This is a genomic window from Nocardioides sp. J9 (assembly GCF_007829375.1).
GTDB lineage: Bacteria > Actinomycetota > Actinomycetes > Propionibacteriales > Nocardioidaceae > Nocardioides.
In genome coordinates, this window is the sequence record NZ_VLJQ01000053.1 from 36879 (window position 1) to 55453 (window position 18575).

Annotated in this window: 16 protein-coding genes; 8 read left to right on the forward strand and 8 right to left on the reverse strand. The window is 73.3% G+C overall.

Going from position 1 to position 18575, the window contains the following annotated elements; translation table 11 throughout:
- The first annotated feature begins 24 nt into the window (after positions 1 to 24).
- Positions 25 to 1071, forward strand: coding sequence for an iron-siderophore ABC transporter substrate-binding protein (locus tag L615_RS05060; protein ID WP_145724327.1), 1047 nt, complete (start codon positions 25 to 27; stop codon positions 1069 to 1071).
- Between the two features lie 67 nt (positions 1072 to 1138).
- Here L615_RS05060 and L615_RS05065 read toward each other — a convergent pair whose 3' ends face one another.
- Both L615_RS05065 and L615_RS05070 read right to left on the reverse strand, forming a co-directional pair.
- Entirely contained in the window at positions 1139 to 2329 is a 1191-nt protein-coding gene (locus L615_RS05065) for an acyl-CoA dehydrogenase family protein (protein ID WP_028657020.1), read from the reverse strand.
- A 24-nt stretch (positions 2330 to 2353) separates the two neighbouring features.
- The gene (locus L615_RS05070; protein WP_222430448.1) at positions 2354 to 3220 is read right to left on the reverse strand and encodes an oxygenase MpaB family protein; all 867 of its coding nucleotides are present in this window, start codon (positions 3218 to 3220) and stop codon (positions 2354 to 2356) included.
- A 50-nt stretch (positions 3221 to 3270) separates the two neighbouring features.
- On the opposite strand from L615_RS05070, the gene L615_RS05075 reads away from it, so the two are divergent.
- The 7 genes from L615_RS05075 (at position 3271) to L615_RS05105 (ending at position 9582) form a co-directional block, all read left to right on the forward strand.
- Positions 3271 to 3870, forward strand: coding sequence for a TetR/AcrR family transcriptional regulator (locus tag L615_RS05075; protein ID WP_028657022.1), 600 nt, complete (start codon positions 3271 to 3273; stop codon positions 3868 to 3870).
- A 104-nt stretch (positions 3871 to 3974) separates the two neighbouring features.
- A complete protein-coding gene (locus L615_RS05080) occupies positions 3975 to 6359 on the forward strand; it encodes a molybdopterin cofactor-binding domain-containing protein (protein WP_145724328.1) in 2385 nt (794 codons plus the stop codon).
- A gap of 24 nt (positions 6360 to 6383) precedes the next feature.
- Positions 6384 to 6866 (forward strand): (2Fe-2S)-binding protein, encoded by a 483-nt coding sequence (locus L615_RS05085; RefSeq protein ID WP_028657023.1) that lies wholly within the window; start codon positions 6384 to 6386, stop codon positions 6864 to 6866.
- A 29-nt stretch (positions 6867 to 6895) separates the two neighbouring features.
- The gene (locus tag L615_RS05090) at positions 6896 to 8395 is read left to right on the forward strand and encodes an SDR family NAD(P)-dependent oxidoreductase (RefSeq protein WP_028657024.1); all 1500 of its coding nucleotides are present in this window, start codon (positions 6896 to 6898) and stop codon (positions 8393 to 8395) included.
- 43 nt (positions 8396 to 8438) lie between these two features.
- A complete protein-coding gene (locus L615_RS24060) occupies positions 8439 to 8564 on the forward strand; it encodes a hypothetical protein (protein ID WP_261376563.1) in 126 nt (41 codons plus the stop codon).
- A complete protein-coding gene (locus L615_RS05100) occupies positions 8561 to 9067 on the forward strand; it encodes a nuclear transport factor 2 family protein (protein ID WP_051486229.1) in 507 nt (168 codons plus the stop codon). The genes L615_RS24060 and L615_RS05100 overlap by 4 nt, the downstream gene beginning before the upstream one ends.
- 35 nt (positions 9068 to 9102) lie before the next feature.
- Positions 9103 to 9582 carry a T3SS (YopN, CesT) and YbjN peptide-binding chaperone 1 gene (locus L615_RS05105; RefSeq protein WP_028657026.1) on the forward strand — a complete coding sequence of 160 codons (480 nt, stop codon included), beginning with the start codon at positions 9103 to 9105 and terminating at the stop codon, positions 9580 to 9582.
- Here L615_RS05105 and L615_RS05110 read toward each other — a convergent pair.
- The 6 genes from L615_RS05110 to L615_RS05135 all read right to left on the reverse strand — a co-directional run bounded on the left by L615_RS05110 (position 9579) and on the right by L615_RS05135 (position 18467).
- Positions 9579 to 10448 carry a universal stress protein gene (locus L615_RS05110; protein ID WP_028657027.1) on the reverse strand — a complete coding sequence of 290 codons (870 nt, stop codon included), beginning with the start codon at positions 10446 to 10448 and terminating at the stop codon, positions 9579 to 9581. The two genes, L615_RS05105 and L615_RS05110, sit on opposite strands and share 4 nt — an antisense overlap.
- 25 nt (positions 10449 to 10473) lie before the next feature.
- Positions 10474 to 11382, reverse strand: a complete 909-nt coding sequence (locus tag L615_RS05115; protein WP_145724329.1) for a universal stress protein — start codon at positions 11380 to 11382, stop codon at positions 10474 to 10476.
- Between the two features lie 14 nt (positions 11383 to 11396).
- A complete protein-coding gene (cydD, locus tag L615_RS05120; protein ID WP_145724330.1) occupies positions 11397 to 14825 on the reverse strand; it encodes a thiol reductant ABC exporter subunit CydD in 3429 nt (1142 codons plus the stop codon).
- Positions 14822 to 15847 (reverse strand): cytochrome d ubiquinol oxidase subunit II, encoded by a 1026-nt coding sequence (gene cydB, locus L615_RS05125; RefSeq protein WP_028657029.1) that lies wholly within the window; start codon positions 15845 to 15847, stop codon positions 14822 to 14824. The genes cydD and cydB overlap by 4 nt, the downstream gene beginning before the upstream one ends.
- Before the next feature lie 48 nt (positions 15848 to 15895).
- Positions 15896 to 17329: a cytochrome ubiquinol oxidase subunit I gene (locus L615_RS05130; RefSeq protein WP_028657030.1), complete on the reverse strand. Its 1434-nt coding sequence runs from the start codon at positions 17327 to 17329 to the stop codon at positions 15896 to 15898.
- 136 nt (positions 17330 to 17465) lie between these two features.
- Positions 17466 to 18467 (reverse strand): Acg family FMN-binding oxidoreductase, encoded by a 1002-nt coding sequence (locus L615_RS05135; RefSeq protein ID WP_051486231.1) that lies wholly within the window; start codon positions 18465 to 18467, stop codon positions 17466 to 17468.
- Positions 18468 to 18575: the final 108 nt, after the last annotated feature.

Consider the following 18575-nt stretch of genomic DNA (forward strand, 5'->3'; position numbering starts at 1 on the left):
TTCACCTACCTGAGGAGAACCCCTGTGCGGATCACCCGTGCCTTCCGCCGCAGCACGGCGCTCGTGGCCGGCCTCGCGGCCGTGCTCGCGCTGTCGGCCTGCGGCAGCGACGACGGCGGCGACGACAAGGACGCCGGTGCCACGACGCTGGAGGTGACCGACGAGTTCCCGATCACCATCGAGCACGCCTTCGGCACGACCGAGATCACCGAGGAGCCCAAGCGCGTCGCCACGTGGGGCTGGGGCTCCACCGAGGCCGCCATCGCCTCGGGCGTCTACCCGGTCGCCATCGCCGAGCAGCTGTGGACCGTGGGCAAGGGCAACCTGCTGCCCTGGGTCAAGGAGGCGTACGACGAGGAGGGCATCGACCACCCGACGCTGCTCCCCGACGACGGCACCGGCGCCACCGTGCCCTACGACGAGTTCATCGCCGCGAAGCCCGACCTGATCCTCGCGCCGTACTCCGGCATCACCAAGGAGCAGTACGAGCAGCTCGCCGAGATCGCCCCGACCGTCGCCTACCCCGAGGCGCCGTGGACGACGACCTGGCAGGACACGATCACGATCACCGCGCAGGCCCTGGGCCGCAGCGAGCACGGCCAGACCATCCTCGACGAGATCGACACCTACCTCGCCGACCAGGCCGAGGAGCACCCCGAGTTCGAGGGCAAGACCATCGCCGCGCTCTACCCGGGCCCGAACTCCGTCTCGCCCTACACCGAGCTCGACCCGCGCCTGGCGATCCTGACCAAGCTGGGCTTCGACGTCGCGCCGAGCGTGGCGGAGCTGGACACCTCCAACGGCGGCTTCTACTACGAGCTGAGCTGGGAGGAGGTCGACAAGATCGACGCCGACGTCGTCGTGACCTACTTCGACGACGACAAGCAGGCCGCGGCCTTCCTGGAGGACCAGAAGGCGCTGGCGATCCCTGCCGTGAAGAACGGCAGCGTCGCCCAGGTGGTCGGCCGCGAGAAGATCTCGGCCGTCTCGCCCCCGACCGCGCTCAGCTTCAAGTGGGCCGGCGGCATGCCGGAGCTGGTCACCCTGCTCTCGGAGGCCGTTGCCGACTGACGTTGCCCTCTCGTCGAGGTGCGACGGCGCCGTGGCGCCTCGCACCTCGACCACCGGGACGGGGTGCTCAGTAGGACTTCGGCAGGCCCAGCATCTGGGTGCCGATGTGGGCGAGCACGAGCTCCTCGGCGACCGGGATGTTCTTGGCGATCCGGGCGTCGCGGAAGATCCGCTCGACCGGGTACTCCTTCGAGTAGGCCATCCCGCCCAGGGTCTGGAAGGCCTGGTTGGCGGCCTCCCAGCCGACCTGGGCGCCGGTGAGCTTGGCGATGTTGGCCTCGTTGCCGCACGGGCGGCCCTGGTCGAAGAGCCAGGCGGCCTGGTAGGTCATCAGCCGGCCGAGCTCCGCCTTCGCCTTGAGCTGGGCCAGCGGGAACTGCAGGGCCTGGTTGGCGCCGATCGGGCGGCCGAAGACCTCGCGCTCCCGGGCGTAGTCGCAGGCGATCCGCAGTGCCGCGTCCGCCGTGCCGACGCCACCGGCCGCCGCGAGGACCCGCTCGGGGTTGAGCACGTCCCACAGGACCCCGAAGCCGGCGTCGACCTCGCCGATGACGTTCTCGGCCGGGACCCGCACGTCGTCGAGGAAGACCTGGCTCGAGCACAGGATGTTGCTGCCCATCTTCGGGATGGGCGTGTACGACAGGGTGCCGGCCGCGAGGGCCTCCTTGACGTCGACGAGGAAGAGCGTGAAGCCCGCGGTGCGGGGGAGGCCGCGCTCCTTCGTCTGGTCCGCCGGGATCGTGCGGGTGACCGCAACCATCCAGTCGGCGTTCTCGACGTTGGAGATCCAGACCTTCTGGCCCTTGATGACGAACTCGTCGCCGTCGCGGCGGGCGGCGGTCTTGATCTCGATCGCGTTGCTGCCGGCGTCCGGCTCGGTCAGGGCCAGGCAGAACTGGATCGACCCGTCGGCGAGGCCGGGCAGGATCCGCTGCTTCTGCTCCTCGGTGCCGTGGCGGGTCAGTGTCATCGCGCCGAAGCCGGGCGTGGTGACGTAGAAGAAGGTGCCCGCGACGCCGCCGGAGGCGCACAGGGTCATGTTCGCCACGGCCAGCTCGAGCAGGCCCTGCCCGCCGCCGCCGTACTCCTCCGGCACGCAGAGGCCGAACCAGCCGCCCCGGGCGAGGTCGTCGAAGGCCTCCTGCGGGAAGCGGTGCTCCTCCTCGCAGCGCGACCAGTAGGCGTGGTCGTACCTCGCGGCGACGGCGGCGACGCCCTCGCGGACGGCGAGGGCGGAGTCGGGCAGGTCGAAGTCCATCGGGATCCTTGCAGGCGAGTTGGCTCAGACGAGGGGGCGGCGGAACCGTCGGCGCAGGCGCAGGTCGGCCAGCCAGAGGTTGAAGGGGAAGATCCGCAGCGCGGTGGGCAGCCGCCGCTCGACCGCGCCGAGGGTGCGCAGCAGGCGGTCGAACCGTCGCTGCTGGCGCGGGGTCCAGGACAGGCCCATCGCCTCGCGGAACAGGGGCGGCAGGAAGCCGGTCGTGACGAAGACCAGGAAGGGCGCGAGGAGGCGGAACGGCGGCGGGAAGTTCCGCAGCGTGGTCAGGTGCATGAGGTACGCCGCCATGTCGGGGTCGATGTCGACCTCGGCGAGCGACTCCTCCCAGTAGCGGTCGAAGGCCGCGCGGTCGGCCGGCCAGGCCTCGGCGGGCATCTGCAGCGTCGTGCCGAAGCGGGCGCAGTGCGCGTAGAGCGCGTCGGCCCGATCCGCGGGTAGGGGGCCGTGCATCTTCTCGATCATGTCGACGGTGCCGTAGTAGAGGCAGGCCGCGACCCAGGTCTGCAGCCGCGGGTCCATCGCCCGGTACTCGACCTTCTCGCCCGGCCGCGAGTACACCTGCGCGTGCTGCCGGTTGACCTCCTTGCGGAAGGCGGTGCGCTCCTCGTCGGTGCCGAGCAGGGCGACGGCGAGGTAGGTGAACGTGGTGCGCCCGCGCTTGAAGGGGTGCTTCATCGCCGAGCCGTCATCCACCCGGCTGTTCATCACGCCGTGGCCGACGCCCGGCCAGCTCAGCTGCATGATCACGTTCGCCGGCCCCGCGAGGTGGGCGCCCATCCCGGAGACGTGGTCGCGCATGTCGAACCAGACGGGGACGGGCAGGTCGCGCTGCCGCGGACGATGCGGGGCGGTCTCGGCTCCGGTGCTCACCCCGTCAGCCTAGACTGTTGTTGGCAGGCTGCCAATAGTAGTCTCGCGGCATGCCAGGAGCCGTCGCACGTCGCCAGCGCCTCTCGCCGGACCAGCGCCGTGAGCTCATCCTGGCCGCGGCCGAGCGGCTCTTCGCCGAGCGTCCCTACGTCGAGGTCTCGACCACCGAGCTCGCCGCTGCGGCCGGGGTCGCCCGGGGCCTGCTCAACCACTACTTCGGCGACAAGCGTGCGCTCTACCTCGAGGTCGTGCGCCGGGCCGCGCTGCTGCCGACCATCGAGGACGTGCCCCTGCCGGTCGGCTCCCTCGAGGAGCGCGTCGACGCCGCGGTGCACTGGTTCCTCGGGTCCATCACCCCCGAGCGGGCCAGCTTCCTGACCATCGGCGCGGCCGAGGGCGTCGGCGACGACGCCGAGGTGCGCTCGATCCTCGCCCGCGCCCACGACCTGGCGGCCGGGCGCGTCCTCGAGCTGGTCGGCGGCGACCCGGAGGACCCGGCGGCGCGGGCCTGCGTGCGCGCCTTTGGTGAGCTGGCCCGCGGCGTCATCCGGGAGTGGTCGCGCTCGGGGACGCTCACCCGCGAGCAGGCGCACCGGCTGCTGCGCGAGTCCCTGCTGACGATCGTGCAGGACGTGCTGCCCGCCCTCTGAGCCCCGCTTGGCGGCCCGGTCCCACTCCCCGGGACGAACCAACCTCCGACCAATGTCCGCGGGTCATGCTGGCGTGACGACTTCACTTCTCGGGGGAGATCGACATGGGGAAAACACCGGGGCGCGAGCCTGCCGCCACACCGTCCGCACCATCCACCGCGCCGAAGGGTCCGACCGCTGCCGCCGGACCGACGACCGGCGTCGGCCGACGCTCGTTCGTCGGCTACGTCGTCGGTGGGACGTCGCTGATGGTCGCCGCGGACCTGACCGTGGGGGCGACGCCGGCCGGCGCCGTACCGATCCCGTCGCTGCCGCAGGTCGCCGAGGTCTACGACCTCAACGACTTCCTCACCCACTGCGCGCTGCCGACGTCGAACAAGATCGGCATCACGATCGACGAGTCCGGTGACGCGCACTTCGCGCTGCCCCGCATGGAGGTCGGCCAGGGCATCACCACCGCCGTGGCGATGCTGATCGCCGACGAGCTCGACCTGCCGCTGGAGCGGGTGCACGTCACCCTCGCGCCTGCGCGCCAGGAGCTGCTGTTCAACCAGCTCACGGGCGGGTCGAACACCATCATCTCGATGTACACCCCGGTCCGCGTCGCGGCCGCGGTCGCCCGCAAGGCGCTGCTGGACGCGGCCGCCATCCAGCTCGGCGCCCTCGTCGACACGCTGGTCACCAAGGCCGGCGTGATCCTCGCACCCGGCGGCGCCTCGGTGGCGTACGGCGACGTGGCGGCCGACGCGGCCAGCGCGAGCACGAAGCGGGTGAAGGTCACCCTCAAGGCGGCGGGGGAGCGCACCCTCGTCGGGACGCCCCAGCGACGCATCGACGCCCTCGACGCGGTCACCGGACGCAAGAAGTTCGCGATGGACCTCGACGTCCCCGACGCGCTGCCGACGATGGTGTGCCGGGCCCCCGACCTCAACGGCACCGCCCGTTCGGTGCGCAACCAGGCCGAGGTCGAGGCGATGCCCGGCGTCACCCACGTCGCGATCATCCCGACCGGCGTCGCCGTGCGGGCCCGCACCTTCGGCCAGTGCATCGACGCCGTCCGCGCGCTCGACGTCGAGTGGCGGTCCGGCACGGTGCCCGGCAAGGACGCCGACGCCGTGCTGGAGGAGCTGCGCAAGGCGCAGCTGCCCCTCGTGGTGCCGAAGCTCGGCGCCACCTCGGTCGAGGCCGAGTTCGTCTTCCACTTCCGCAGCGGCTCCGCCCTCGAGCCCAACTGCGCGGTCGCCGACGTCCGCGACGGCACCGCGACCGTGTGGGGCGGCCTGAAGTCGCCCATCGACGCGCAGTCGAAGGTCGCCAAGGCGATCGGCCTGCCGCAGTCGAAGGTGACGGTCCACGTGGTGGAGGGCGGAGGCTCGTTCGGCCGCAAGCTGTTCAGCGACGCCGCGATCGAGGCGGCCCACGCGTCGAAGGCGTTCGGTGCCCCGGTGAAGCTGATGTGGCACCGGGCCGACGAGCCCCGCCAGGGTCGCGTCCACCCGATGGCCACCTCCCGGATCCGGGCCACCGTGCTCGCCGGCAGCGTGATCAGCTTCGAGCAGCGGCACACCAGCGTGCCGACCGACTTCACCCACGGGCTCGGGGAGCGGCTCACCGCCGAGGTCGCTGCGCTCCCTACCGGGCTGGCGAACCTCGGCTTCGCGGAGACGATCTTCCTGCTCACCCAGGAGCTGCCGTACAGCTTCGGTGTCATCACCCAGCTGCTCAACGAGCCGGGGCTCGCCGCCGACCGCTTCAACACCAGCTCGGTGCGCAACATCTACTCGCCCGACGTCGCGACCGCCAACGAGCTGATGGTCGACCAGCTGGCCGCCCGGCTGAAGAAGGACCCGGTCGCCTTCCGGCGCAGCCACCTCAAGAGCAAGGTCGTGCGCCGGGTTCTCGACCGTGCCGCCGAGCTGGGGGAGTGGGGCAAGGCCATGCCCGCCGGCACAGCGCAGGGGATCGCGGTGCACAAGGAGTACAAGGGCGCCACGGCCGTGCTCGTGGAGATCGACTGCCGGCCGGAGACGGTCAACCGCAAGGTCCGCGACGGCGTCACCGGCCCGCGGGTGACGAGGGCGACCGTCGTCGTCGACGCCGGCGTCGTGATCAACCCGCGCGGGGTCGAGGCGCAGATGATGGGCGGCTTCTCCGACGGCCTTGCCCAGGCGCTGACCTACAGCAACCACCTCGTCGACGGGCACTTCCTCGAGGCGAGCTGGGACAACTCCGCCTACACCCGGCAGTGGAACGTGCCCCTCGAGTTCCGCTGCGAGGTGCTCGAGTCCGACAGCCGCGAGCCCGGAGGTGTCGGCGAGGCCGGCGTCGCCTCGTCGATGGCGGCCGTGGCCTGCGCGTACGCACGGGCCACCGGCACCCTGCCCACGGAGTTCCCGATCAACTTCCGCGACCCGCTCCACTTCGAGCCCAAGTCGTTCGTCCCGCCCGTCCCCGCGTCGCCGGTCGACGGCCTCGACCACACGTACTGAGAGACCACCGAGAGGCGACCTGCGATGCCGAAGCACACCTTCCAGCTCAACGGCGAGACCGTGACCGTCGACGTCGAGGACGACGTCCGCATCCTGTGGGTCCTGCGCGACGTCCTCGGTGTCACGGGCCCGAAGTACGGGTGCGGGATCAACGTCTGCAAGGCCTGCACGTCCCACATCAACGGCAAGGCGTTCAACCCCTGCGCCGTGCCCGTGTCCGCCGTCCGCGAGGACGACGAGATCACGACCATCGAGGGCCTTGCCGACACCGTCGACGGCGACGGGCTCCACCCGATGCAGGAGGCCTGGCTCGAGCACGACGTCGCCCAGTGCGGCTACTGCCAGCCCGGCCAGATCATGGCCGCGGTCGCGCTGGTCAACAAGGTGCGCGCCGAGGGCCGCGCGATCACCGAGGACGACCTGGACGGGATCCGCAACGTGTGCCGGTGCGGCACCTACAACCGGATCCGCGACGCCGTGCGCACCGGAGCCGCGGCGATGGGCTGATTCGCCCCGCGGAACCGTACGATTCGCCGGTGGAACGGATCGACCCCGACGAGCTCGCGATCGCGATCAAGGTGCTGAAGCAGATCCCGGAGCTGCACCCCGATCACGAGGACGTGCGCACGATGAAGCGCGCGGCGTCGTACATGTACAAGCTGATCAAGAAGTCGCGCCGTGCCGAGATCCGCCAGGAGCGGCAGCGGCACGACCAGGAGATCATCGAGAAGACGGCGACCGGGTCGCCGATGCGCATCGACGACGAGACGGCCGGCATCCCGCTGGTGTCGACGGCGCAGGGGGCGTTCGCGGGCGAGCTGATCACCGCCCGCGGGTGCTACATCTGCAAGGAGGACTTCACCCTCGTCGACGCGTTCTACCACTGGCTGTGCCCGCGCTGCGCGGCGAAGAGCCACGCCAAGCGCGACCAGCGCACCGACCTCACCGGCAAGCGGGCCCTGCTGACCGGTGGCCGCGCCAAGATCGGGATGTACATCGCGCTGCGGCTGCTGCGCGACGGTGCGCACACCACGATCACGACCCGTTTCCCGAAGGATGCGGTGCGGCGCTTCGCGGCCCAGGAGGACTCCGCGGACTGGCTGCACCGGCTGAAGGTGGTCGGCATCGACCTGCGCGACCCCACCCAGGTCATCTCGCTGACCGACGACGTCGCCGCGGACGGCCCGCTCGACATCATCATCAACAACGCCTGCCAGACCGTGCGCCGCCTGCCGGGTGCCTACACGCACCTCATCGACGGCGAGGCCGCCGAGCTGCCCACCGCCGAGTCGCTCGGTGTCAAGGCGCTGCCCGAGATGGTCACCTTCGACCGGATCTCCGAGGCGCACCCGGCTGCGATCGCCGGGGCCCTGTCCTCGACCGCGGTCGCGCACCACGAGGGGGAGTCGACCGAGTCGGCGCTCGCCGCGCACAACGCCGCGAGCCTGACCGCGCTCGCGCTCAAGGCGGGCGGCGCGTCGCTGGAGGCCCACCTGGCCGGCACCGCGATCGACGCGGGCGGCCTGATCCCCGACGTGCAGACCAACAACTCGTGGACCCAGGTCCTCGACGAGGTCGACCCGCTGGAGCTGCTCGAGGTGCAGTTCTGCAACGCCATCGCGCCGTTCCTCATCAACTCCCGGCTCCGGCCGGCGATGCGGGCCGCGGTGCAGAACGGTGCCCGCCGCGCCTACGTCGTCAACGTCTCGGCGATGGAGGGACAGTTCTCCCGCCGCTACAAGGGGGCCGGCCACCCGCACACCAACATGGCGAAGGCCGCGCTGAACATGATGACGCGGACGTCGGCCGGCGAGCTGTTCGAGACCGACATGATCCTGATGACGGCCGTCGACACGGGCTGGATCACCGACGAGCGCCCGCACCACGAGAAGCTCCGCATTGCCGCCGAGGGCTGGCACGCGCCGCTCGACCTCGTCGACGGCGCCGCCCGCGTCTACGACCCGATCGTGCGCGGCGAGGCCGGTGAGGACCTCTACGGCTGCTTCCTCAAGGACTACGAACCGTCCCCCTGGTGACCCCGGGCTGCACGCGCGGACGCCGGTGCGGCACCCTCGGGGCGTGACCGACGTCTCGTCCTGCGGCCCGTGGGCCGTCATCGCCGGTGGCTCCGAGGGCACCGGCGCCGCGTTCGCCGACCAGCTCGCCGCCGACGTCCAGGTGCCCGGGACCGGGGAGGACGCATGAGCAGCACCGAGGAGCGGGTCGCCGCGCTGGAGGGTCTGGTCGCCGCCCAGCAGGAGCGCCTCCGGCAGATGGAGGACCAGCAGGCGATCGCCCAGCTGATCGCCTCCTACGGGCCCCTGGTCGACGCAGGCGAGGCCGACCGGGTCGCGGCACTGTGGACCGAGGACGGCAGCTACGACGTCGAGGACTGGCACATGGCCGACCGCGCGGCCGTCGCGGCGATGGTGCGCTCCGACGCCCACCAGGGCCTGATCAGCCGGGGCTCGGCGCACTTCCTCGGCCCCGCCCACGTTTCCGTGGACGGCGACACCGCGGTCGCCGTGTGCGAGTCGGTGCTCGTGGTGCAGCAGGAGAGGCACCCGGTCGTGGCCCGGATTGCCGCCAACCTCTTCGAGCTCGCCCGCACCCCGGAGGGCTGGCGGATCACCCGCCGCACCACGCGTGGCCTGCGCGGCACCCGGGAGGCCCACGACCTGCTGGCCGGGCGGGTCCCGACGGACTGACGCCTGACGGGGCCGCGGTCGGTAGGGTTCCGCCCATGAGCCGCGACATGGTCGATGCGTACGTCGAGCGCCTGCTCGAGGAGTTCACCGGCAACGAGTCGCTGTCGAAGGACGACCACGGCGGCTACCCGTTCCGGCACGGCAACAGCGCCTACACCGTGCGGGTCGTCGGCAACGACGACCGCCCCGCGGTACGGGTGTGGTCGGTCGCGCTGCACGAGGTCGACGAGAGCCCCGAGCTCCTCGGCGTGCTCAACGAGATCAACCAGCGCCTGCTGCACGCCCGGGTCTACTGGGCCGACAAGGCCGTGGTGTTCGAGGATGCCCTCGCGGGGCTGACGCTCAACAAGGGCACGCTCGAGTCGTCGCTCGTGGACGTCGCCGAGGCCAGCAACTTCTTCGGGCCGCGCCTGAAGGAGCAGTTCGGCGGTGGGCTGACCTTCGAGGACGACCCGGCCGAGGAGGCCGCCGACCCGACGGCGGAGCCCGCGGCCGGCGACGGGCTCTACCTCTAGTCCTCGCCGAGCGCCGCGGCGTCGTCCGGGTCCCGCTCCACGGGTACGACGGCGACAGTGGTCCGCGCGCGCTCGACGACCGCCGTGGCGATCGACCCGGTGACCAGCCGGCCGAGGGTGTCGACGGGGTGACGGCCGACCACGACCAGGTCCCAGTCGCCGGTGTGCCGACCGACCACGTCGTCGACGAGGCCGTGGTGCACCCGCTGGCTCACCTCGACGTCGGGGTACGTCTCCGCGAACCCGGCGAGCGCCTCGGCGAGCGCGAGGTGGGCCTCGTCGCCGACGCCGAGGTCGTCGTCCTCGAGCCGGACGTTGCGCAGCCCGGCGACCGCCGCGACGACGTCCCACGTGCAGTGGACCGCGGTCAGCGGCTCGCCGCGCAGGGACGCCTGCTGGAAGGCGAATTCGAGGACCGGCGACGACGAGGAGGTCGCGTCGACGGCGACCAGCACGCCGCGGCCGCCGCGCTCCTCGTCGCGGGGTCGGCAGACGACGACCGGGCACCACGACAGCCGGGTGAGCGCCGTACCGACGGAGCCCAGCAGCACGCTGCGCAGGAAGCCGCGACCGTGGGAGCCGACGACGACCAGGTGGGCGTCGCGGGACAGGTCCACCAGCGCCGGTCGGGGGTCGAGGTCGACGCTCACGCCCGAGGCGTCCACCGTCGGCTCGAGCTCGCGGACCGCGACGAGGGCGTCCCGGTTGACCCGGTCGGCGTCACCGCCGCCGGCGGTCACGACGACGAGCGGACGGTGCTCGCGGCGCGCCTGCGCGGCTGCCCAGCGCAGGGCACGGGCGGCGTGGCGGGAGCCGTCAGCGCCGACGACGATGCTGCCCGGGGCGATGGCAGGGATGCTGGTCACGGGTTCCGTCCTCGGGTCCGGGTGGTCAGTCGCGCTCGGCGGGCTCGGCCTGCGGCACGACGAGCACGGTCGTGCGCGCCCGCTCGACCACCGCGGTCGCCACCGAGCCGGTCAGGAAGCGCAGCAGGCTGTCGACCGGGTGGCGGCCGACGACGACGAGGCTCCAGCCGTCGCTGCCGGTCGTGAGCAGCTCCTCCGCGACGCCGCGGCCCAGCTGCAGGTCGGTGGCCACCTCGGGGAACTTCGTGCGCATGCCGGCGACGCTCTCGGCGAGCAGCAGGCGCTGCTGCTCCAGGCCCGCCTCGTGCGGCGAGACGAGGCCGGGGCCCGCCAGCGCGGCGACCTGGTCCCAGACGCAGTGCATGACGGTCAGCGGCACGTCGAGCAGCGACGCCTGGTGGAACGCGGCCTCGATGACGGGCAGCGACTCCGGCGTGCCGTCGGCGCCGACGAGGACCCCGCGCAACGGGGCACCGCCACCGCGGGGACGGCAGACGAAGACGGGGCAGGCGGCCTCGCGGCTGACCGACGCGCTCACCGAGCCGAGCAGCTTGCTCCGGAAGGCGCCCCGGCCCCGGGAGCCGACCACCAGCGCGTGCACCCGGTGGGACAGGTCGACGAGCACCTGGCGCGGGTCACCGACGAGGACCTCGGCAGAGGCGTCGAGGCCGGGCCGCAGGTGCTGCACCACCCCGAGCGACTCATCGGCGACCGCACGGCCGTGCGCCACGAGCTCCTCGACGGTGGGTGCGTAGGCCGCCCCGACGCCGGACCACGCCATGGCCGGAGCGAGCGGCGAGCCGGTCGCGGCGACGACGACCAGCGGCCGGCGCTGGAGCCAGGCCTGCTCGGCCGCCCAGTGGACGGCGCGGACGGCGTCCTCGGAGCCGTCCGTCGCGACGACGACGCTGCTGGGGTTGATCGTGCTGGTCATGGCTCCAGCCTCGCTCAGGCGGCCGGTCCGGCGGCACGGGCCGAGGCCCCCGGCTGGGTGGGACCTTCGGCCCCTCCCGCGGCGGCGTCGGGGCCGGCGGGAGCCAGCACCACCGTGCGGTCGACCAGGCCACGGCCCGCGGTCCCGTGGGTGATCCACAGCACCGAGCGCTCGCGGTCGCCGTCGAGCACCTCGCGGGCCAGCTGCTCGGCCGTGGCGTGGTCGAGGTGGGCGGTCGGCTCGTCCAGGACGAGGACCGGGTGCCCGGCGAGCAGGGAGCGCGCGACGCCGATCCGGGCGCGCTCGCCGCCGGAGACACCGGCATGGCCGGTCCCGAGCCAGGTCCCCGTGCCGTCGGGAAGGCTGTCGACCCAGTCCCCGAGGCAGGCCGCGCCCAGCGCCGCCTCCACCTCCGCGTCCGTCGCGGCGGGCCGGGCCAGGCGCACGTTCTCCAGCAGGGTCGTGGCGAACACGTGCGGCTGGTCGTCGACCAGGCCGCCCTGCCGGCGGACGTCGTCCGGCGAGGTGGCGGCGAGGTCCGCGCCGCCGAGCCGCGCAGTGCCGACGGCTGGGTCGAGGAAGCGCAGGAGCACCGCAGCCACCGTGCTCTTGCCGGTGCCCGACGCCCCGACGAGCGCGACCCGGTCGCCGGGTGCCAGGTGGAGGCTCACGGGGGAGGTGAGCGGGGAGTCCGGGGCCCAGCGGGCCCGCACGCCGTCGAGGTGGACGTCGTCGCCCTCCGGTGCGGCGGCGTCCCTCGGGGCCACGACGGCCGGCGTGGCGTGCTCGAGCACGGCCAGCCGGGCCTCGGCCGCCTCGGTGCGCGCGGCGAGCACGCCGGCGTCGGCGACGGGCAGGGCGACGTCGGCGAGCGCGAGCGGCAGCAGCACGAGCAGCGCCATCACCGGTCCGCCCAGCGTGCCGTCGGCGACCGGACCCGCGCAGAGGGCGGCAACCGTGGCGACGGCCGCGCCGCTGGCGGCGAGCACCAGGGTGCGGGAGGCGGCGAGCCATCCGGCGGTGGTGGCCGAGACCCGACCGAGGCGGGCGCTCACCCCGGCGACCCGGTCCGCGGCTGCGGTCGTGCGCTGCCACATCCGCAGGTCCTCACCCACCTGGAGCGCGTCGACGACGGTGCGGGACAGCTCCGCCCGCAGGCCGACCAGGCGGCGCTCCGCAGCCCGGGCACCGTGGCGCGCGAGCAGGTGGGCGAGGCCGGAGGCGCCGCCGAGGCCGAGCACCACCAGGGCCGACGCGGGCTGCAGCAGGGTCGCGACGAGCGCCGCCAGCGCCGTGACGAGGGCGAGCTGGCGCACCGGCAGCAGCACCCGAAGCTGGCGGTCGACCACGCTGTCGACGTCGTCGACCACCGAGGTGAGCAGGTCACCGCGCCGCCGGCCGAGCCGCGCCGGCACGAGGGGCACCAGGGCGTCGTACACCCGGACGCGACGGCGCGCGAGCATCCGAAGGGCGGCGTCGTGCCCGCGCAGCCGCTCGACGTAGCGCAGCAGCGGCCGCGCAAGGCCGAAGGCGCGCACGCCGACGACGGCGACGAGCAGGGTGAGCACGGCGGGACGGGTCGAGGCCTGCACGATCAGCCAGCCGGCCGTCGCGGTCAGGGCGACACCGGACGCGGACGCGAGCGCACCGATCACCGTCGCGCCGGCGAGGGCCCACCCCTCGCGCGGGGGTACGACGACGGGCTGGTCCGTCGCCGGGGCGTCGGCCGGGGTGTTGGTGGGGCCCCCGGCCCGGGGCGCCGGGACGGCCGCGGACGGGACCACCCGCTCGACCGGCGCGGGTGCCGGCAGCTCGAGGACCGTGTCGGCGAGCTCGACCAGCCGGGGCCGGTGCGCGACCACGACGACACCGCTGCGACGGGCGAGGCTGACGATCGTGTCGGCGATGACCTGCTCGGTGAGGTCGTCGAGGTGGGCGGTCGGCTCGTCGAGCAGCACCCAGGGCCGGTCGGCGAGGACCACCCGGGCCAGCGCGAGCCGGGCGCGCTCGCCGGCGGACAGCGTGGCGCCGTCCTCGCCGAGCGGCGTGGCCAGGCCTGCGTCGAGCTGGCGCACGCGCACCTCGAGCGCGACCTCGCGCAGCGCGGCCCACAGCTCGTCGTCGGTCGCGTCGGGGCGGGCCAGGCGCAGGTTGTCGGCGATGGTGCCGTCCACGAAGTGCGGCTGCTGCGGCAGCCAGGCGACCTGGGCCTGCCAGTGGTCGACCCGGTCCGGGGAGGCGGTGACCCGCTCGACCTCGTCGGCGTCGACCACCGGCCCGGCGGTGACCGCGCCGCCGTCGACCGGCAGCAGCCCGGCGATGGCTGCCAGCAGCGTGGACTTGCCGCACCCGGAGGGGCCGGTGACCGCGGTGATCCCGGTGTCGGGGACGACCGCGGACAGGTCGCGCACGGCTGGCGTCGTCCGGCCGGCGTGGGTGACGGTGAGGTGGTCGATCCACAGCGGTGTGCGCGGGGGAGCCGGGAGGTCGACCGCGGCGAGGGCGTCGGGCGAGGTGGTCAGCAGCTCGTGGGCGGACTCGAAGGTGGCGGCACCCTCGGCGGCGGCGTGGAACTCCGCACCCACGCGCCGCAGCGGCCAGTAGGCCTCGGGGGCGAGCAGCAGCACGACGAGCGCGGTGGGCAGGTCCAGCGAGCCCGACGCGAGCCGGACGCCCACGGTGACGGCGACCAGGGCGACCGAGAGGGTGGCCACCAGCTCGAGGACCGCGGAGGACGCGAACGCGATGCGCAGGGTGCGCAGTGACGCCCGGCGGTAGCGGTCGGTGACCTCGGCGATCCGGCCCGACTGCGCCCGCGCCCGACGGTGGGCGACGAGGGTCGGCAGCCCGCGGACCACGTCGAGGAAGTGGCCCGACAGCGAGGCCATCGCCCGCCACTGCTCCTCGGCGCGGTCGCGGGTGGCCAGGCCCACGAGCGCGCCGAACACCGGGACCAGCGGGAGGGTCAGCAGCACGATCAGCGCGCTGAGCAGGTCCTGGGTGGCCAGCACCACGACGGTCAGCGGGGGCAGCACGCCGGCGACGACGACGGCCGGGACGTAGCGGGTCAGGTACGGCTCGGCGGCCGCGACGCCGCGGGTGGCCAGCGCCGCGACCTCGTCGTCCGGCTCCGGGCCGGCGGACCGGTCGAGGGCCGTGCGCACGAGCCGGTGCCGCAGCACCGTGCCGACCGACGACGCGGCTCGGGCGGCGAGCACGTCGCCGACGCCGCCGACTGCGCCGCGCAGGGCGAGCAGGCCGGCCACGGCCAGTCCCCAGGGCAGCACGTCGCGGTGGTCGAGGACCGCGACGACGAGGCCGGTCACCACCCACGCCTGGGCGATGACCAGCACCCCACCGACCAGGCCGGCGCCGACGACCCCGGCCAGGGCGCCCCGGGCAGGCGCCAGGAACCCCCGCAGGCGTGGGTCCGCGGGCCTCATCGGCCGGCGGGGGCGGTCGCCGCGGGGGAGACCGGGATGTGGTGCGTGGCGATCCGCTTGCGGAACACCCAGTAGGTCCAGCCCTGGTAGAGCAGCACCAGCGGGGTGAAGACCACCGCGGTGACCGTCATGATCCCCAGCGTGTACGACGTCGCGGCGGCGTTGGTCGTCGTCAGGCTCGTGCCCGCGGCGAGCGTCGTGGGCATCACGTCGGGGAAGAGGGCCAGGAACAGCCCGCCCACCGCGAGCGCGATGGTGACGAAGGTGCCGAGGAACGCCCAGCCCTCACGACCGGCCCGGGCAGCCGCGCCGGCGCCGACCAGGGTCGCGGCGGCGACGACGAACGCCACCAGCGAGCCGGTGGAGCCGGTCTGCTGCTGGGTCCAGGCCAGGAAGACCACCGCGAGCAGGGCGGTCACCCCGACGGCGGGGACGGCCAGCCGCCGGGCGCGGTGCCGGATCTCGCCGTCGGTCTTGAGGGCGATGAACAGCGCACCGTGGGTGAGGAACAGCGCCAGCGTGGTCAGCCCGCCCAGCAGGGCGTACGGGTTGAGCAGGTCGAGGAAGCCGCCGGCGTACTCCAGGTCGGCGTCGATCGGCACGCCCCGCACGATGTTCGCGAACGCGATGCCCCACAGCACCGCGGGCACGAACGAACCGATGATGATCGCGAGGTCCCAGTTGCGGCGCCACCGCGCATCGTCCCGCTTGGCGCGGTACTCGAACGCCAGGCCGCGCACGATCAGCGCGACCAGGATCAGCAGCAGCGGCAGGTAGAACCCGCTGAACAGCGTCGCGTACCACTCCGGGAAGGCCGCGAAGGTCGCCCCGCCCGCGACCAGGAGCCACACCTCGTTGCCGTCCCACACGGGTCCGATGGTGTTGATCATGACGCGCCGCTCGGTGTCGTCCCTCGCCAGCGTCGGCAGCAGCATCCCGACGCCGAAGTCGAAGCCCTCCAGGGTGAAGTAGCCGATCCACAGGACCGCGATCAGGATGAACCAGACGGTCGTGAGCTCCATGGTGAATGTCCTCGTCTGCCAGGTGGTGGCTGGTCGGTCGGTGTCGGGTCAGTACGCGAACGCCATCGGGCGGTCGTCGCCGGCGGCGTCGGGCACGTCGGCCGGCAGCTCGTCGGCCCCACGGCGGATCCAGGTCAGCAGCAGCCGCACCTCGATGACGGCGAGGACGCCGTACACCGCGGTCAGCGTGAGCAGCGAGATCCACGCCTCGGCCGTGGTGAGGCCGGGGGAGACGGAGTGCTCGGTCGTCATCAGCCCGAACACCGCCCACGGCTGGCGGCCGATCTCGGTGAAGATCCAGCCGAACGAGTTCGCGAACAGGGGCAGGAACGGGAGCGCGATCGCAGCGGCCAGGACCGCACGCCCCTGCGGCGTGCGACCGCGGCGGGTGACCCACAGGATCCAGCCGGCGACCACCATGCCGGCCATGCCCAGGCCCATCATCAGCCGGAACGTCCAGTAGGTCAGGGGGATCACCGGCGTGTAGTCGCCCGGGGAGTAGTACGCCGCACCGGGGTCGGCGCCGTAGGTCTCCCGGTAGCGCTCGCGCAGCTGGTTGATGCCCTCGACCTCCCCGTCGGTCGTGCCGGTCGCGAGGAAGGACAGCAGGCCGGGGACCTTGACCGAGAAGGTCTCCTCCTCACCGTCGAGGGTGCCGAGCTGGAAGACGGAGAAGTCGGCCGGCGCCTCGGTCTCGTAGAGACCCTCCGCGGCCGCCATCTTCATCGGCTGGACCTCGGTCATGATCTTGCCCTGCACGTCGCCGCTGACGACGACGCCGAGGGCCGCGACGAGCACGATCCAGGCACCGGTGCGCACGGCGGGGCGGTAGAGGGCGCGGTCCGCGTCGGTGCGGGAGCGGCGCAGGTGCCACAGCGCGATGCCGACGACGAACGCCGCGCCGGTCATGTAGGCCGACAGCACGACGTGCGGGAAGGTCACCAGCTGCACCTTGTTGAACAGCACGGCGGCGAAGTCGTTCATCTCCGCCCGGCCGGTGTCGGGGTTGAACGCGTAGCCGACCGGGTGCTGCATCCACGAGTTCGCGGCGAGGATGAAGTACGCCGAGAACAGGGTCCCGACGTGGACGAGCACCATGCACGCGGCGTGCAACCTGGCCGGCAGCCGGTCCCAGCCGAAGATCCATAGGCCGAGGAAGGTCGACTCCAGGAAGAACGCGAGCAGGCCCTCGACCGCCAGCGGGGCGCCGAAGACGTCACCGACGAAGCGGGAGTAGTCGCTCCAGTTCATGCCGAACTGGAACTCCTGGACGATGCCGGTCACGACGCCGATGGCGAAGTTGATGAGGAAGAGCTTCCCGAAGAACTTCGTCAGTCGCAGCCACCGCTCGTCGCGGGTCCGCAGCCACGTGATCTCGTAACCGGCGATGATCGCCGAGAGACCGATCGTGATCGGGACGAACAGGAAGTGGTAGACGGTCGTGATGGCGAACTGCCACCGAGCGATGTCGGTCGGGTCCACAGGTGCTCCTGGCGCTATTCGGGCATATCGGGTGCTGACGCGACCACGCTAGGAACGGTGCGGGTCCCTGCCCCACGGCCGGACTTCCCCGACCCGGGGGACCTTCGGCCCACCGGTCGGCGGACCTTCGCCGCGATCAGCCGCGGCGCAGCACCTCGGCCAGCGGCCGGCGCGGGGTGCGGGGCAGCTCGCTGCGGCCGATCGCCTGCCAGCCGACGCGGAGCAGGAGGTGTGGCTCCGGCACGTCGGCGAGCACCGTGCGGGCGAGGTCCTGGCGGATGCCCTCGACCTCCACCGGCTGGCTCATCGGGATGACCGACATCCCCGCGCGGGTGGCCTCCAGCCACACCGCGCTCATCGCCCGCCCGCTCAGCAGCCAGCTGCCGACCTCGTCGAGCGCGCCGCCGATCGCGACGACCCGGTCGCCGCCGTGGATGACCATGCGGGTGTCCTCGAGGACGCCGGGGCGGAACCGGGACCGGGCACGCAGCGGGTCGGGGTCGTCGGGCAGCAGGGCGCTCGGGATGCCGTCGGGCCCGGGCCGGTCGATCCAGTCGTCCTGCTCCAGCAGCCGGCGGCCGTCGACCTCGACGGCGGTGACCGCCCGGTTCGCCAGCAGCTCCAGCCGGATCCGTGCCGCGTCGGTGGTCACCGCCTCCGCACGGGTGCCCCAGCGTCGGGCCAGGGCGGCGAGCCCGGCCAGCTGGTCGTCCGGCACCGGCCACGCCGTGAACCTGCGACGGTCGGTGCAGCGGGTGCGGAGCAGGTCGAGGTCCTCGCGGACCGCGGGCCGCGGCGCGTCGCGAGCCACCGCCACGGAGGCGAGCACCGCCGGGTCGTCGCCCGGCAGCAGGTCGACGTCGACGTCCCACCCCATCGCCCGGGCCGCGAACTCCAGGTGGTGCAGGGCAGCACCGCAGCTGAGCACCAGGTTGCGCCCGCGCGGGTCCTCCGCGGGGAGCAGGCGGTCGAGGTCGGCCTCGAGGACGACCCGCGCGCCGTCGTACCGCCACCGCCAGGGCTGGGTGTTGTGGATGCTGGGGGCCAGGCAGGCGAGCTCGACCAGCCGCTCCACCACCGCGGCCGGCGCCACCTCGGTCGCCCGCGTGGTCCGGGCGGTCCTGCCCCTCGTGCTCATCGTTCGCCTCCTTTCCCGGTGTCCTTCCTCACCATGGTGCGGTCGGTGCGGGCCGTGGCACAGGGCACAAGGTCCCTTCGTCCGGGCCGTCCTTCCCGCCCCCCGTCG